The sequence below is a fragment of the Halomonas sp. genome, assembly GCF_041689495.1.
Classification (GTDB): domain Bacteria; phylum Pseudomonadota; class Gammaproteobacteria; order Pseudomonadales; family Halomonadaceae; genus Halomonas.
Genome location: NZ_JBDNGD010000182.1, coordinates 1 through 15,255 on the forward strand (window position 1 = coordinate 1; position 15,255 = coordinate 15,255).

At 61.3% G+C, this 15,255-nt stretch carries 17 protein-coding genes and 1 pseudogene; 6 read left to right on the plus strand and 12 right to left on the minus strand.

Annotated features, from left to right (window positions below; all coding sequences use genetic code 11):
- Nucleotides 1–144: 144 nt before the first annotated feature.
- Nucleotides 145–1,008 (minus strand): 16S rRNA (cytidine(1402)-2'-O)-methyltransferase, encoded by an 864-nt coding sequence (gene rsmI, locus ACESMD_RS06240; protein ID WP_372611356.1) that lies wholly within the window; start codon nucleotides 1,006–1,008, stop codon nucleotides 145–147.
- 37 nt (nucleotides 1,009–1,045) lie between these two features.
- Here rsmI and ACESMD_RS06245 point away from each other — a divergent pair, with 37 nt between their 5' ends.
- The 4 genes from ACESMD_RS06245 to ACESMD_RS06260 are packed head-to-tail and all read left to right on the plus strand — an operon-like array spanning nucleotide 1,046 to nucleotide 4,399.
- Complete coding sequence (locus ACESMD_RS06245) at nucleotides 1,046–2,830, plus strand: penicillin-binding protein activator (protein ID WP_372611358.1); 1,785 nt, start codon at nucleotides 1,046–1,048, stop codon at nucleotides 2,828–2,830.
- A complete protein-coding gene (locus ACESMD_RS06250; RefSeq protein ID WP_372611360.1) occupies nucleotides 2,814–3,182 on the plus strand; it encodes a YraN family protein in 369 nt (122 codons plus the stop codon). Before ACESMD_RS06245 ends, ACESMD_RS06250 begins: the two co-directional genes overlap by 17 nt.
- Nucleotides 3,183–3,220: 38 nt before the next feature.
- Nucleotides 3,221–3,814 carry a phosphoheptose isomerase gene (locus ACESMD_RS06255; protein ID WP_372611385.1) on the plus strand — a complete coding sequence of 198 codons (594 nt, stop codon included), beginning with the start codon at nucleotides 3,221–3,223 and terminating at the stop codon, nucleotides 3,812–3,814.
- Nucleotides 3,815–3,820: 6 nt separating this feature from the next.
- Nucleotides 3,821–4,399, plus strand: coding sequence for a BON domain-containing protein (locus tag ACESMD_RS06260; RefSeq protein WP_372611362.1), 579 nt, complete (start codon nucleotides 3,821–3,823; stop codon nucleotides 4,397–4,399).
- Nucleotides 4,400–4,484: 85 nt separating this feature from the next.
- On the opposite strand, the gene ACESMD_RS06265 is transcribed toward ACESMD_RS06260, so the two are convergent.
- The 8 genes from ACESMD_RS06265 to zapE form a co-directional block, all read right to left on the minus strand.
- Nucleotides 4,485–4,952 carry a ClpXP protease specificity-enhancing factor gene (locus ACESMD_RS06265; protein ID WP_372611364.1) on the minus strand — a complete coding sequence of 156 codons (468 nt, stop codon included), beginning with the start codon at nucleotides 4,950–4,952 and terminating at the stop codon, nucleotides 4,485–4,487.
- A gap of 57 nt (nucleotides 4,953–5,009) precedes the next feature.
- On the minus strand, nucleotides 5,010–5,636 hold the full coding sequence (gene sspA, locus ACESMD_RS06270; RefSeq protein ID WP_372611365.1) for a stringent starvation protein SspA: 627 nt from the start codon (nucleotides 5,634–5,636) through the stop codon (nucleotides 5,010–5,012).
- A 155-nt stretch (nucleotides 5,637–5,791) separates the two neighbouring features.
- Nucleotides 5,792–6,559 (minus strand): cytochrome c1, encoded by a 768-nt coding sequence (locus tag ACESMD_RS06275; protein ID WP_372611367.1) that lies wholly within the window; start codon nucleotides 6,557–6,559, stop codon nucleotides 5,792–5,794.
- Nucleotides 6,559–7,818, minus strand: coding sequence for a cytochrome bc complex cytochrome b subunit (locus ACESMD_RS06280; RefSeq protein WP_372611369.1), 1,260 nt, complete (start codon nucleotides 7,816–7,818; stop codon nucleotides 6,559–6,561). Before ACESMD_RS06280 ends, ACESMD_RS06275 begins: the two co-directional genes overlap by 1 nt.
- Complete coding sequence (gene petA / locus ACESMD_RS06285; protein ID WP_372611371.1) at nucleotides 7,818–8,411, minus strand: ubiquinol-cytochrome c reductase iron-sulfur subunit; 594 nt, start codon at nucleotides 8,409–8,411, stop codon at nucleotides 7,818–7,820. The genes ACESMD_RS06280 and petA overlap by 1 nt, the downstream gene beginning before the upstream one ends.
- A 220-nt stretch (nucleotides 8,412–8,631) precedes the next feature.
- Nucleotides 8,632–9,021: a 30S ribosomal protein S9 gene (gene rpsI / locus ACESMD_RS06290; RefSeq protein WP_372611373.1), complete on the minus strand. Its 390-nt coding sequence runs from the start codon at nucleotides 9,019–9,021 to the stop codon at nucleotides 8,632–8,634.
- Between the two features lie 13 nt (nucleotides 9,022–9,034).
- Nucleotides 9,035–9,463, minus strand: a complete 429-nt coding sequence (gene rplM / locus ACESMD_RS06295; protein WP_372611387.1) for a 50S ribosomal protein L13 — start codon at nucleotides 9,461–9,463, stop codon at nucleotides 9,035–9,037.
- Nucleotides 9,464–9,620: 157 nt separating this feature from the next.
- Complete coding sequence (gene zapE, locus ACESMD_RS06300; protein ID WP_372611375.1) at nucleotides 9,621–10,805, minus strand: cell division protein ZapE; 1,185 nt, start codon at nucleotides 10,803–10,805, stop codon at nucleotides 9,621–9,623.
- 172 nt (nucleotides 10,806–10,977) lie between these two features.
- On the opposite strand from zapE, the gene ACESMD_RS06305 reads away from it, so the two are divergent.
- A complete protein-coding gene (locus ACESMD_RS06305; RefSeq protein WP_372611377.1) occupies nucleotides 10,978–11,421 on the plus strand; it encodes a YhcB family protein in 444 nt (147 codons plus the stop codon).
- Between the two features lie 31 nt (nucleotides 11,422–11,452).
- On the opposite strand, the gene ACESMD_RS06310 is transcribed toward ACESMD_RS06305, so the two are convergent.
- A complete protein-coding gene (locus tag ACESMD_RS06310) occupies nucleotides 11,453–12,214 on the minus strand; it encodes a Nif3-like dinuclear metal center hexameric protein (RefSeq protein ID WP_372611379.1) in 762 nt (253 codons plus the stop codon).
- A 114-nt stretch (nucleotides 12,215–12,328) separates the two neighbouring features.
- On the opposite strand from ACESMD_RS06310, the gene ACESMD_RS06315 reads away from it, so the two are divergent.
- Nucleotides 12,329–13,558 carry a Do family serine endopeptidase gene (locus ACESMD_RS06315; RefSeq protein WP_372611381.1) on the plus strand — a complete coding sequence of 410 codons (1,230 nt, stop codon included), beginning with the start codon at nucleotides 12,329–12,331 and terminating at the stop codon, nucleotides 13,556–13,558.
- A gap of 53 nt (nucleotides 13,559–13,611) precedes the next feature.
- Here the strand turns inward: ACESMD_RS06315 and hisD are convergent, their stop codons facing one another.
- Both hisD and hisG read right to left on the minus strand, forming a co-directional pair.
- Nucleotides 13,612–14,934: a histidinol dehydrogenase gene (hisD, locus tag ACESMD_RS06320; protein ID WP_372611383.1), complete on the minus strand. Its 1,323-nt coding sequence runs from the start codon at nucleotides 14,932–14,934 to the stop codon at nucleotides 13,612–13,614.
- Between the two features lie 75 nt (nucleotides 14,935–15,009).
- Nucleotides 15,010–15,255 (minus strand): annotated as a pseudogene (gene hisG / locus ACESMD_RS06325) (ATP phosphoribosyltransferase); the annotation flags it as partial.

Genomic DNA, 15,255 nt, shown 5'->3' on the forward strand with positions numbered 1-15,255 from the left:
CTATCCCATCTTGAAACTACGCCGTCATTTCCAGCCGAGAGGACAGAGGACGAAGGGTCGGTAATCGAAGGATCAGCAATAGATGCGGGGCGGCGACTGTCTGGCCAACTCCCGGGGGGAGCATAACAGTGCGCCGCCCCGGCCTCAATCGCGTTGGGCGTCCTTGAGGGTCTGGGCACGGGCATACCAGGTCTTCTTGGATCCCCCCAGTACACGGCTGGCCACAGCCGCTGCCTGCTTGATGCCCACCTCTTCGGCCAGCAAGGCGCCCAGCAGGGTATCGGCCTCCACAGAGGCGCAATCCATGGTAGCCGCCTTGGGGACACCGGCCACCATGATCACGAATTCGCCACGAGCCTGGTCGGGGTCTTCCTCCATGCGAGCCAGGAGCTGAGCCGCGGTGCCCTCCAGAAAGGTCTCGAAGGTCTTGGTCAACTCGCGGCCCAGCACCAGGTCACGATTCCCCAGGGTGGTACTGAGATCCTTCAGGGTAGCGAGGATACGGTGTGGTGATTCATAGAAGACCAGCGTCTCCGCATGCTCGGCCAGTGCCTCGAGACAGGCCCGCCGGGCCGAGCCCTTGGCCGGCAGGAAGCCGCTGAACAGGAAGCGGTCTGTGGGGAGCCCGCCGGCCGACAGTGCCGCCACCAGAGCACAGGGACCGGGCACCGGCACAATGCGATGACCACGCTGTCGCAACTCGCGCACCAACACGAATCCCGGGTCACTGATCAGCGGAGTGCCGGCATCGCTGATCAGGGCAATATCGCTACCGGCAGCAAGCCGCTCCGCGAGTTGATCGACACGGGCCAACTCATTGTGCTCATGCAGGGAAAGCATGGGCACCGAAAGCCCCAGATGACGCAACAGGCGCGCGCTGTGGCGAGTATCCTCGGCGGCGATCAAGGCCACCTCACCCAGCAGACGGATTGCCCGGGCGCTAAGATCCTCCAGATTCCCAATTGGTGTGGCAACGACGTACAATGTGCCCATACTGGCGTCAGACATATCGGTTCCTGGAAGCTCCACTGACGAGGAAGGATTCATGCAGATATTGCCCCGCGGCCTGTTGGTCGCCGCGCTGATGACGCTGCTGCTGGCTGGCTGCGCCTCCCAGCCAGGGCTCGTCGACCGACTCCCCGACGATGACCCCGGAGAGCTGCTGTCACGCGCCGAACAGCAGGCGCCCGAGCAAGCCGCGCTGACACGGCTGGAAGCGGCAGATATCCTAGCACGCCAGGGACAGCGCACCCAGGCACTCGAGATCGCCGATGACATCGAGGATGACCTCCTGCCGACTGCGTCTCGGACTCGCTGGGCCCTGCTGCTGTCGTCACTGGGTGAGGAACTGAATGATCCCTGGTCAGTGATACGAGCCGGCCAGAAACTGGATGAGTTGGACCTGTCCGGGGATCAGGACATCTCCCTGCGCCAACGGCTGGGCCTCGCCCTGCTCGAAGTCGACGAGCCGGCAGCCGCCGCCGATGAACTCCTGAGAGTTCAGGCACGTACCGACAGCGAGCGGCTCAACGACCCCATCTGGAAGGCCCTGTCGCGTCTCGACGGCCGCGAACTCAGCGACCTGCGCGAGGGTGCCGATGACCTGACCCTCGGCTGGCTGGCCCTCGCCGAGCTTTCAAGGTCCAGCGGTGGCGACATCCAGAACCTGTTCGCCCGCCTCGATACCTGGCGTGATCGATACCCACGACACCCGGCCTCACGCCAGTTGCCTGCCGATTTGCTGGCGCTGCGTGACCTGCGTGGTCAGGAGGTCAACCATATTGCCGTCTTCCTCCCGGAGTCCGGCGCCCTGTCCGGGGTCGCCGGCGCGATCCGCAACGGCATGCGTACCCATCACCTCAATGTGGTCAATGGCGGAAACGGTAGAGTTCGCTTGAGCTTCCTCGACGCCAGTCATGGCGATCTGGACGCCCTCTACCGCGAGGCCGAAAACCTTGGTGCCCAGGTCGTGGTCGGCCCCCTGGACAAGGACTTGGTTACCCGACTCGAGAATCAGGAGAGCGTCCCGCTGCCTACCCTGGCGCTGAACTATGGACATGGCCAGCGCAACCAGGCCACTGGCCTCTTCCAGTATGGCCTCTCGGCGGAGGACGAAGCACGCCAGGCCGCTCGTCGAGCCTGGCAGGATGGCCATCGCAGTGCAGCCGTACTGGTTCCCGACAACAACTGGGGACAGCGTGTCGGCGAGGCCTTCTGGGATGAATGGCAGGCCCGTGGCGGCAGGAACACCAATGCCGTCCGCTATAACCCCCAAGCATCGGCCACGGAGAGCACCAGACGCGCGGTCTCGAGCCCTCGTCCCGATATGCTGTTCCTCCTCGCACTTCCCGCCTATGCCCGCCAGGTACCGCCGACACTGGATTACTACAATGCTGGCGACCTGCCCATCTATGCCACCTCCCATCTCCATGAGGGCCGTCCTCAGCCACGGCTGGACCATGATCTGGATGACGTTCAGTTTCTTGACATTCCCTGGCAGATTCCCGAGGCGGCGGTGGGTGGCGTGGAGGCACTGCCCTTCAGCGAAAGTTACCGGCAGTTGCGCGAGGAATCCGACCCTGCCCTGTTTCGGCTGATGGCCATGGGCGTCGATGCATATGAGCTGGCGCGGCGCCTGCCGCAGTTCCAGGCCATGGCGGATAGCGAATTGTTCGGTGCCACCGGCACCCTGACGGCGGGCAGCGATGGACGCATCCAGCGTGAATTGCCCTGGGCCCGCTTCGAGGATGGCATACCCGCGCCTATCCTGATGCCGGGGCTCTTCAACCGGCAATGGGATGACAGGGCAGTCGATGATCGGACCCCGTGACGCCCGACAGCGTGGCCATGCTGTCGAGCAGATCGCGGCTCGATGGCTCTCCGAAAGGGGACTGAGCCTGGTTGCCAGTAACCAGCACGCCAAGGGTGGAGAAATCGACCTGATAATGCGCCATGGTGAGGTACTCGTCTTCATCGAAGTGCGACACAGGGCCGATACCCGCCACGGCCACCCCTTTGAAACCGTTACCGCTACCAAGCAACGCCGCCTGATCCGCGCCGCGCGTTTTTATCTTCAGCGTAACCGGCTATCATGTCCCTGCCGCTTCGACGTCCTGGCCGTCACAGGCCACTCCCCGGAACTGGAGTTTGAGTGGCTACAGGGAGCCTTCGACGCGTTCTGAACGGTTATACGACATCGCCAATGGACCAGGAACCCAACATGGATTTCCAGCAGCGCATACTCGGCCATTTCAATGCCAGCATCGACACCAAGACCTACGCCAGCGAGGTACTGCCGCCCTTCATAGAGGTCGCCAGCCAGATGATGGTGCAGTGCCTGGTCAGTGAGGGAAAGATACTGGCCTGCGGCAACGGGGGTAGTGCCGGCGATAGCCAGCATTTCTCGTCGGAACTGCTCAATCGTTTCGAACGCGAACGGCCCAGCCTACCCGCCCTGGCATTGACCACCGATACCTCGACCCTGACGTCCATCGCCAATGACTATAGCTACAACGAGGTGTTCTCCAAGCAGATCCGTGCCCTGGGCCAACCCGGCGACATCCTGCTGGCCATCTCCACCAGTGGCAATTCCGCCAACGTCATTCAGGCGATCCAGGCCGCCCATGACCGTGACATGGCCGTGGTCGCGCTCACGGGGCGTGATGGTGGCAACATGGCCTCCCTGCTAAGCCAGGATGACTGCGAAATACGCGTGCCTGCCACCTCCACCGCCCGCATCCAGGAGGTCCACTTGCTGGTGATCCACTGCCTGTGCGACCTGATCGACGAACAACTCTTCGGCGCAATCGAGTAACTCACCATGAAGAAGATTACCCTGTTCACTCCCCTGCTGCTGTCCGTGGTGCTCATCATCGGTGGCTGTACCGCCGTGACCGGCGTCACCAATCCCGGCACCATCGACGAGAATTATGGCAAGAGAACGGTAGGGACACAGGTCGAAGACCAGAGCATAGAGACCAAGATCGGTCACAACCTTGGTCGCACGGATGCCCGGCTCGATGATGCCCGCATCAATGTGGACAGTTACAACGGCGTGGTGCTCCTGACCGGCCAGGTCCCCAGCCAGGAACTGAAAAGCCTGGCCACCGAGGTCGCCACCGAGGTACGTAACGTCCGCAATGTCCACAATGAACTGACCATTGCCGCCAATCTTCCGGCCAGTCAGCGTCTGTCGGATACCTGGCTGAATATCCGCATTCGCACCAGTCTGGCCGGCAACGAAACCATCGACTCCAGCCGCATCCGGGTGATCACCGAGAATGCCAGTGTCTACCTGATGGGGATCGTCAATCGCCGTGAGGCTGACCTTGTCGTGGATGCCGTATCACGCGTCGGTGGCGTCCAACGCATCGTAAAGGTGTTCGATTACCTGGACTGACACGGGCAGCCTTCTTCTTCTCGTCAAGCAGAACGGCAGGCCAGTGGCCTGCCGTTCTGCGGCTTCCTCTACATTCTCATCGTCATCACTTGATGACGCGCAGCGAGGGTTTTTTCTTGCGGGGCTTCTGAGACGATGTCTTTTTATCAGACGCGTCCTCGCCAGAGGCCTCTGTATCGCTATCCGGGCTATCGACACTCGCAAGGTGAGAATCATCCTCTTCCGTCGCAACCACCGGCAGCACGGGTTCGTGACCAAACACCATGCCGACACCGTTCTCACGCGCATAAATCGCCACCAATGCCGTCATGGGCACCAGGATACGCATGGGCTGTCCACCGAAACGGGCACTGAAACCCAGGGACTCGTTCTCCATGAAGAAATCGCGTACAGCCGTCGGTGCCATGTTGAGCACGATCTGACCGTTCTGAACGAACTGGCGCGGCACCTCGACACCGGATTGTTCGGCATCGACGACGACATAGGGCGTGAGCTCATTATCCAGCAGCCACTGGTAGAGCGCCCTGGCCAGATAGGGGCGACTAGAATTCATCACTTGCCCTCCTCTCCCTGTCGGCACATTCCGGTCGGGACATCCCGGAGACGGGATTCAGGAACGCATCTCGCGTTCACTTTCACTGAGCGCCGTCTTGAAGCCCTCTCGGTCGAAGAGTCGCTCCATGTAGCCCAGCAATGGCTTGACCTGCTTGTCGGCGAGATCGATCCCCAGAACGGGCAGGCGCCAGAGGATCGGTGCCAGGCAGCAATCCACCAAGGTGAACTCCTCACTCATGAAGAAGGGGACATCCTCGAAGATGGGAGAAATACCGATCAGGCTCTCGCGCAATTCCTTGCGTGCCTTATCCGCCTCCTTCTTGGGACCATTCAGGACCTGATCGACGAGCGGACACCATTCACGCTCGATGCGATGCATCCACAGGCGGCTCTGGGCACGCGCCACCGGGTAGACAGGCAGCAACGGCGGGTGCGGAAAACGCTCGTCCAGGTACTCCATCATCACCTTGGATTCATAGAGCACCAGGTCGCGGTCCAGCAGAGTGGGTACGCTGTTGTAGGGATTGAGATCGGCGAGTTCCTCGGGATGATGCTCGTCGGTGACCTCGACGATATCCACCGCCACCCCCTTCTCGGCGAGGACGATACGCACGCGATGACTGAAATGATCATCACCACCGGAATAGAAGATCATCGACGACCGCTTGGCCACTACACCCATGAAACAATCCTCGCATCAATTCGAAATCTCATGATAACACGTCACCCCGACGCTTGAGGGACATCGCCAGGGCAGAAGGACACTCGGCAGACCTCATCAAGCACAGGGGGCGCATGGCCTTGGGCCATGCGCCCCCTGGAGTCCTCGACAGGGTGTCAGTGAACGTCGCGCCAGTACTCGCGCTTGAGCAGGTAGGCGATGACGCCGAAGATGAAGATGAAGATCAGCACCTTGGGGGCCAAGGTCTGAGCGTGGAGCTTGGAGGGCTCGCCGACATAGACCAGGAAGTTGGTCAGATCATAGACCGCCTCCTCGAACTCGTCGGGCTTCATGCTACCTGGGCTGGTGACCTGCAACACATCACAGGACTGGTACTTGCCTGTCAGCGGATCCAGCTCGGCACCCTCGATAGGCCTGTCACTCTCGGCGCATACCCTTTCCTGAACCCCCTGTAGCGGCTCAAGCACATTGGGCATCGCCACCAGCGGGAAAACCTCATTATTGACACCGGTGCCCGTGCTGGGATCCTTGTAGAAGGTCAGCAGATAGGAGTAGATCCAGTCGGCACCGCGCAGGCGTGCCTCGAGACTCAGGTCGGGCGGCGCGGCACCGAACCAGCTCTCTGCGTCGCCGCTGCCCATGGCGATATGCATCTGGTCATTGAACTTCAGAGCGTCCGAGAAGATCAGGTTCTCCTCCACCAGGTCCTGAGGTATGTCAAAGTCTTCCGCCACACGGGCGAAGCGCTGGAACTCCAGGGAGTGGCAGCCCATGCAGTAATTGGTATAGAACTGCATGCCACGCTGAATGGATGCCTCGTCTTGAAGATCCGGCGTCATCGTGTAGGGAAGGCCTGCTGCCGGCGCCGCCATCGCCGAGAAGGGCACCAGCGCGAAGAGCAGTGCGAACAGTTGCTTTTTCATTAGCCAGTCACCCTTTCAGGAACGGGTTTGGTCTTCTCCAGCCGGGTATAGAATGGCATCAGCAGGAAGAAGGCGAAGTAGATGACGGTACCCAACTGGGACAGCAGGGTGCGCCCCTCGGTGACCGGCAATACCCCGAGCACGCCGAGGATCACGAAGCTGATCGCGAACAGCACCAGCATCACCTTGGATATCCAGCCCTTGTAGCGCATGGAGCGCACCGGGCTGCGATCGAGCCACGGCAGCACGAACAGGACGGCAATCGCCCCACCCATCGTAATGACACCGAGGAACTTGGCATCCAGGCCGAACAGCGAGAAGGTGATCGCGCGCAGCATCGCGTAGAAGGGCGTGAAATACCACACCGGGGCAATATGGTCCGGCGTCACCAAGGAGTTGGCCGGCTCGAAGTTGGGCTTCTCGAGGAAATAGCCGCCGCCCTCGGGGAAGTAGAAGATCACCACGCAGAAGACGAACAGGAAGACCGCCACACCGACGAGGTCCTTAACCGTGTAGTACGGATGGAAGGGTATTCCGTCCAAGGGCTTGCCGGACTCGTCCTTCTTGGCCTTGATATCGATGCCGTCGGGGTTGTTGGAGCCGACCTCGTGCAGGGCGATGATGTGCAGCACCACCAGCGCCAGGATGACGATGGGCAGCGCCACCACGTGCAGGGCGAAGAAACGGTTCAGGGTGATGCCTGAAATCACGAAGTCACCACGAATCCACTGGGTAAGGTCCGGGCCGATCACCGGTATCGCCGAGAACAGCGAGATGATCACCTGGGCACCCCAATAGGACATCTGGCCCCAGGGCAGGAGATAGCCCATGAAGGCTTCGGCCATGAGCGCAAGATAGATCGCCATGCCGAAGATCCACACCAGCTCGCGAGGCGCCTTGTAGGAGCCATAGAGCAGGCCGCGGAACATGTGCAGGTAGACGACAACGAAGAAGGCCGTCGCGCCTGTGGAGTGCATGTAGCGGATCAGCCAGCCGTACTCGACATCACGCATGATGTACTCGACCGAGGCGAAGGCGCCCTCGGCGGTGGGGTTGTAGCTCATGGTCAGCCAGACCCCGGTGAGAATCTGGTTGACCAGTACCAGCAGGGCCAGAGAGCCGAAGAAGTACCAGAAGTTGAAGTTCTTCGGCGCATAATACTTCGCCATGTGGTCCTGCCACATCTGGGTGGCCGGGAAGCGGTCATCGACCCAGCGCATCAAGCCGCGTTCCGCCTTGACCTTGTTCGGATTACCCATCAGGCAGACTCCTCATCTTCGCCGACAGTGATCAGCACATCGCTGTCGAAGCGGTAAGGCGGCACTTCGAGGTTGGTCGGTGCCGGCACGTTGACGAATACACGCCCAGCCAGGTCGAAGCGCGAGCCGTGGCAGGGGCAGAAGAAGCCCCCCGGCCAGTCCTCGACATCCACGCTGCCGGGCTCGGGCTTGAACAGCGGCGAGCAGCCGAGATGGGTGCAGATACCGATCAACACGCCGATCTCGGGCTTGATGGAGCGAAGCAGGCCGTCCACGTAGGCGGGCTGCTGCGGCTCGGCGGACTCGGGATCGGCCAGCCGCGAGGCGTCGATCGATGTGGTGCGATCGATCATCTCCGGCGAGCGATTGAGAATCCACACCGGCTTGCCGCGCCACTCGACGGTCATGCGCTGCCCGGGTTCGAGCTTCGACACGTCCGCCTGAACGGGGGCACCCGCCGCTCTCGCCCTGGCACTCGGCTGCCAGGAAGCCACAAAGGGGACCGCAACCCCGACGGCACCAACCGCACCCACAACGGTGGTGGCACCCACGAGGAAACGGCGCCGCCCTTTGTTCACGCCGTTATCTGCCATTCTCTGGTTTCTCCCATCAGCTTACCCGTTGTTATATCACGGACAGATACGCATCCCGCGACCACGGATACCAAAATTGGCACTATGGTAAGAAATCGAATCGCTTCGCACAAGGACGAGAGACCCTGACCATGGTGGTAAGTCGACAACAACTCACTGACGCCACAAACAAAAACGCCCAGGCCACAGACCCAGGCGTCGATATTGCACTAGCGCTGGTTTAACGCTTCGAGAACTGGGGACGACGACGCGCCTTGCGCAGGCCGACCTTCTTGCGCTCCACCTGCCGTGCGTCGCGAGTGACGTATCCCGCCTCACGCAGTTGAGGACGCAAGTCCTCGTTGTACACCATCAGGGCACGGGTAATTCCATGCCGGATGGCCCCTGCCTGGGAGGAACCACCGCCGCCCTTGACGGTGACGAAGACGTCGAACTGTCCCAGAGTGTCGGTCAGCTCCAGGGGCTGACGTACCACCATCCGGCCGGTAACACGACCGAAATACTGATCGAGATCATGGCTGTTGACGGTGATCTTGCCGGTGCCCGCCTTCAGGAAGACGCGTGCGGTAGAGGTCTTGCGGCGTCCGGTACCGTAATACTGCTGTGTCATGGCAAAGGCTCCCTTAGAGGTTCAGTTCTTGCGGCTGCTGGGCGGCATGCGGATGCGTGTTGCCGGCGTATACCTTCAACTTCGTATACATGGCACGACCCAGGGGCCCCTTCGGTAGCATGCCCTTGACGGCGGACTCGATAATGCGCTCGGGTGCATGGTCGACCATCTTGTCGAATGTCATCGAGCGCAGACCACCCGGATAACCGGTGTGGCGGTAATAGGTCTTGTCCCTGGCCTTGTTGCCGGTCACCTTCACCTTCTCGGCATTGACGACGACGATATAGTCGCCGGTATCGACATGCGGGGTGAATTCCGGCTTGTGCTTGCCGCGCAGGCGACGAGCAATTTCGGTGGCCAACCGGCCAAGCGTCTTGTCCGTGGCGTCGACGAGGTACCAGTCGCGCTTGACGGTCTGCGGTTTAGCAGTAAACGTCTTCATGGAAATCTCACTGAATCGATATGTTGAGTCCTGCCGCCGATCGATCGGCATGGGACCATCCCTATTTTTCTTGGTTGCACCGCCCCGGAAGAGGAGACTGCAACAGTCGAGCGAGTCGGCATTCTACACGACTCTTTCGCCAGGGTTAAGCACCGCGTCAGGGTTTGTGGGGCAGGCCGAGATACTCGAGGGACTGCATTTCCTGGAGACGCGACAGGGTACGCTGGAACTCGAAGTCGAGCCGCCCTCCCCGATACAGCTGCTCGGCAGGAGCTTCCGCGGAAATCAGCAACTTGACGCCACGGTCATAGAACTCGTCGACCATGTTGATGAAGCGCCTGGCCTGGTCGTCCGTCGCGCCATCCATGCGCCTGACATTGGACAACAGCACGCTGTGAAACTCCCTGGCCAACTCGATGTAGTCATTCTGGCTACGGGGGCCATCACACAATTCGACGAAGTCGAACCAGACGACGTCATCGTGCAAGCGACGGGCGTGCAATACCCGATGATTGATCTCGATGGGCGCCCTTTCTTCCCCCTCATGACCGCTGATATCCCGGAAACTGCAGGCGAGTTCCCTTTCGGCCGCTTCGTCCAGGGGCGAATGGAAGATTTCGGCCTTTTCCAGGGCACGCAATCGATAGTCGATACCCGAATCGATATTGACCACTCGGCAGTGACGGTTGAGCAAATCGATGGCCGGCATGAAACGCTCACGCTGCAGGCCATCCTTGTAGAGGTCATCGGGGACGATGTTCGATGTCGCCACAAGCACCACCCCCCTCTCGAACAGTGCCTCGAGCAGGTTGGCCAGGATCATCGCATCGGTGATGTCCTTGACGAAGAACTCATCGAAGCAGATCACACGCGCCTCGGAGGCGAACTTGGCCGCCACCAGCGTCAATGGATTCTTCTCGCCCCGGTAATGGTCGAGCTCGTTATGCACTCGTTGCATGAAACGGTGAAAATGAGTACGCATCTTCTCGGGGAACGGCAGGGTTTCATAGAAGGCATCGACCAGATAGGTCTTCCCCCGGCCGACCCCACCCCACAGATAAAGACCCTGAACGTCCGGAAGCACGGGGTCGGCGGGTTCTCGGCGGCGACCGAAGAGGCTCGCCATGCGTGACTTGAGGCCATTGGCCTCGGCCCTGGCCCGCGGGGCTGTCCGGGGGCGAGCCAGGAGCTCATCATGCAGTCGCTGGAGGTGGCCGACGGCCTTCTCCTGGGACGCATCATGATGAAAGTCAGGGCGCTCGAGATCGGCACGATATCGCGACACGGGGTTTGCGGACCGGCCTCTCTCATGCTGCGCCGACTCGGTGGCTGATGCCGTCATGACTATCTGTCACCCGCTAGCAAGGTTGATGTGAGGAGTATTATACGCAGCTGGTCTCCGGCCTGCATCGTCAGCCTCGCATTGACCGGAGCATCGATCTGAGTCCTATAATGGCCCGCGGGACATCGGCAGCATCGCCGCACCAGGCATCAAAGGCCGCAGGGAGATGGACGTGGACGAAAGCAAGATCAACTGGATGCTGGCCATCGCCAGTCTACTCGCTGGCATCGGGATCGGTGCCTTGGGGCATCATCTGCTCAATGCAGGTGCCAGGAGAACACAGAAGCTGCGCCGGCTACTTGCCGAACGTGAGCGTGAGCTCGCCTCGCTCAAGAGCGGCGTCGACGATCATTTCAGTGAACTCGCCGGACTGGCCGAAAGCCTGCGGAGAGACAGTGACACCCTGATGCAGCATCTCGAGAAGGGCGCCGAGCGCCTCAATAGCCTACCCCATCAGACGCCCGGGCTGGCCGCCCCGACCGCCGGTATCGAAGAGGCAACGGCATCCCCGCAGTTGAAGGCTCCCCGCGACTATGCCGATGGCAGCGGCGGGACCCTTTCCGAGGAGTTTGGACTGAAGGAAGACAAGGAACTTCCGCAGCCGCCCCGCTACTGACTTTCGTCTCCGGGGAGGACAGTCCCGCTCTTCAGGCCGGATTGTCGATATCCACGAAACGATGTGCGATGCCGAAACTCTGCTCCAGCCACTCCCCCAGTGCCTGGACCGCGTAGCGTTCGGTGGCATGGTGGCCCGCTGCCAGGTAATGGATGCCCAATTCCCGCGCCATGTGCGTGGTGCGCTCCGAGATCTCTCCGGATATGAATGCCTCGGCCCCGGCCTCCCGGGCGGCCGTGATCATGTCCTGGGCGCCCCCCGTACACCAGGCGACACGCCGGATCTCGCCGCCCCCCGGCGCTTCCACCAGCAGGGGGTCACGCCCCAGGCAACGGCCCACATGGCTGGCCAGGGCCGCCGCGCCGAGTCCTGCGGGTGGTTCGCCGAGCCACAGGAGACCTTCACCGAATTCGCCATCTGCGCAGCCGGTGACGCGGAACTCGCAACGTCGGGCGAGCTCGGCGTTGTTGCCCAGCTGCGGGTGGGCATCCAGCGGCAGGTGATAGGCCAGCAGGTTGATATCGTTGACCAGCAGGGTGCGCAGCCGACGCTGCTTCATTCCGGTGATCGCTATCGGCTCGTTTTTCCAGAAATAGCCATGATGAACCAATACCAGATCGGCGCCCCAAGCAACGGCTTCGTCGAGCAATGCTTGGCAGGCGGTGACGCCACTCATCACCTTACCGACCTGATCGCGTCCGGCTACTTGCAAGCCATTGACGGTGTAATCCTTGAAGCGTTCGGGCTGCAATCGAGCGTCGCAGGCATGCACCAGTTGGTCACGGGTTATCATTGTCGCCTCCGGGCAGTCGTCATTTGGCAATGCTACAATTGCCGACCATTGTAACGATGGCCTCCATGCGCTTCGAGGAGCGTGGCTTCGACAGACCTTGACAAGGATCGCCTCATGCGACGCTTTTTGATGCCGCTAGTTTGGCCCGTCATCTGCGGTGTGCTGCTGGCCATTGTGCTGCTCAACCAGTTTCCTCAATTACTCGGCACGCCACAACCGGCAGCTCCCGACGCACTCTCACAACACGCCAGCGATAGCGCGCAAGACACCACCGGAGCCGATAACGACAGCATCGTGCGCCCGGCACCAGAACTACGCGAGGCGACGCCGATGCCGCGCCCGGGTGGTCCAGTCAGCTATGCCGACGCCGTGGATCGAGCCGCGCCGGCGGTAATCAATGTCTATTCATCGCGCGTGGTCGAACGTGAGCAACACCCTCTGATGTCCGACCCTTTCTTTCGCCAATTCTTCGGCGACGAGACGCCGCGCCGTCAGCGCATGCTTTCCAGCCTGGGCTCGGGGGTCATCGTCAGTGCCGAGGGTTATGTACTGACCAACCATCATGTCATTCGCGGTGCCGATCAGATTCAAGTGGCATTGCGCGATGGCCGCGAAGCGTTGGCCGAGGTCGTCGGCACTGACCCTGAGAGCGATCTGGCAGTGCTCAAGATCGATCTCGACAACCTGCCGGTGATCAGCTTTGCCCAATCGCAGGACGCCAAAGTGGGTGATATCGCACTCGCCATCGGCAATCCATTCGGCGTCGGCCAGACGGTGACCATGGGTATCGTCAGCGCCAAGGGACGCAATCATCTGGGACTATCACCCTACGAGGATTTCATCCAGACCGATGCCGCCATCAACCCCGGCAATTCAGGGGGGGCGCTGGTCAACGCCAAGGGCGCACTGCTCGGCGTCAATACCGCGATCTTCTCGCGCTCGGGGGGCTCCAATGGCATCGGTTTCGCAATACCGACCAATCTGGCCCGCGAGATACTCAATGAGATCATCGTGCATGGTCGGGTAATTCGTGGCTGGCTGGGTGTCGAAGTTCAGGAGATCACATCGGACCTGGCGGCGTCGTTCGGCCTCAACGCGGCCCAAGGCGTGGTCATCGCCAATGTAGCACGAGGCGGCCCTGGCGATCAGGCGGGCCTGCGCCCCGGCGACGTGTTGCTGTCCATCGACGGCAAACCGATCCTCGATCCGCGTGTGGCCATGGCCGATATCGCCGATATCGAACCCGGCAGCACCCTGCCGGTCAAGATCGTGCGTGACGGCGAAGCGTTGACTGTCGAGATTACGATCGGTGAGCGCCCGATCCCTACACCTCCAGGAAGCTGATTCCTCCAAAAACTGACAAGTACCCATGAAAGCCATTCAGCTCACTCGCCGGCTCACTTACCGATAATGCGATTCTCCGCCGAGCGCGCATGGGCCGTCAGCGACTCGCCTCGTGCCAGCACCGACGCAGTGCGCCCCAACATCGAGGCACCCTCGGCCGAGCATTGAATCAACGACGAGCGCTTCTGGAAATCGTAGACGCCCAATGGCGAGGAGAAACGCGCCGTACCCGATGTCGGCAACACGTGATTGGGGCCGGCACAATAGTCACCCAGCGCTTCGGCGGTGTAACGACCCATAAAAATTGCCCCGGCATGGCGAATCTCGGGCAGCAGCGACTCGGGATCGGCCATCGACAGCTCCAGATGCTCGGGTGCGATGCGATTGATCAGGGTGATCGCTTCAGCTCGATCCCGGCAAACGATCAGCGCACCACGCGCAGCCAGTGAAGAACGGATGATCGGCTCGCGTTCCATGCTCGGCAGCAGCCGCTCGATAGCCGCCTCGACTGCCTTTACGTGCTCTGCATCCCAACTGATCAGGATCGACTGGGCATCCTCGTCATGCTCGGCCTGAGAGAACAGGTCCATGGCCAGCCACTCGGGATCGGTACCGCCATCCGAGACCACCAGAATCTCGGAAGGGCCGGCGATCATGTCGATGCCGACCTGACCGAATACCGCACGTTTGGCGGTGGCCACGTAAATGTTGCCGGGGCCGACGATCTTGTCGACGCGTGGCACCGTCTCGGTCCCGTAAGCCAGCGCGGCTACTGCCTGGGCGCCGCCGATGGTAAAGACATGATCGACTCCGGCCAGGTGCGCAGCGGCGAGTACCAGTTCGTTGAGTACGCCGTCGGGGGTCGGTACCACCATGACGATCTCACGCACCCCGGCAACATGGGCGGGAATGGCGTTCATCAATACCGAGGACGGATAAGCCGCCTTGCCACCGGGCACGTAGATGCCGGCGCGATCGAGCGCGGTAATCTGCTGGCCGAGTAGCGTGCCGTCGGCGTCGGTGTAGTGCCAGGATTCGGGCTTCTGGTGTTCGTGATAAATGCGAATGCGCTCGGCGGCATGAGTCAAAGCGTCGCGCTGCTCGGCGGGCAGCCCGTCATAGGCCGCTTCCAGACGAGCCGGGGGCAGGGTGAGCTCCGTCATGCTGGAAACGGAGAGGCGATCGAAGCGATTGGTGGTCTCGATGACCGCGGCATCACCCCGGGTCTTCACCGCCTCGAGTATCTCATCGACCCGGTGCTGCAGATCTGCTCCGGATACCCCCTCCCAGGCCAACAGGGACTGGAGGCGGGAATCGAAATCATCATCCGCGGTCGACAGGCGGGAAATGGCGAAGGAAGCAAGAATCTCTGTCACGGGTGTCGAGGCTCCGCTGAGGGGTCGTTTTTCATTCAGGTCACTCGGACATGGTCGAGTCACCGGGGGTGATGGCTAGGCATTTGCCCGGCGGTCTTCCCGGCGAGCGACCACGGCCGACCCGAGTTGCTCGATCAGGGGCATGATGCGGTCGTGCTTCATGGTCATGGCGGCCTTGTTGACCACCAGGCGGGTACTGATCCTCGCGATCAACTCTCGCGGCTCCATGCCATTGGCACGCAGGGTGTTCCCGGTATCCACGATGTCGACGATCTCGTCGGCCAGGTTCATCAGGGGCGCCAGTTCCATGGCACCATACAG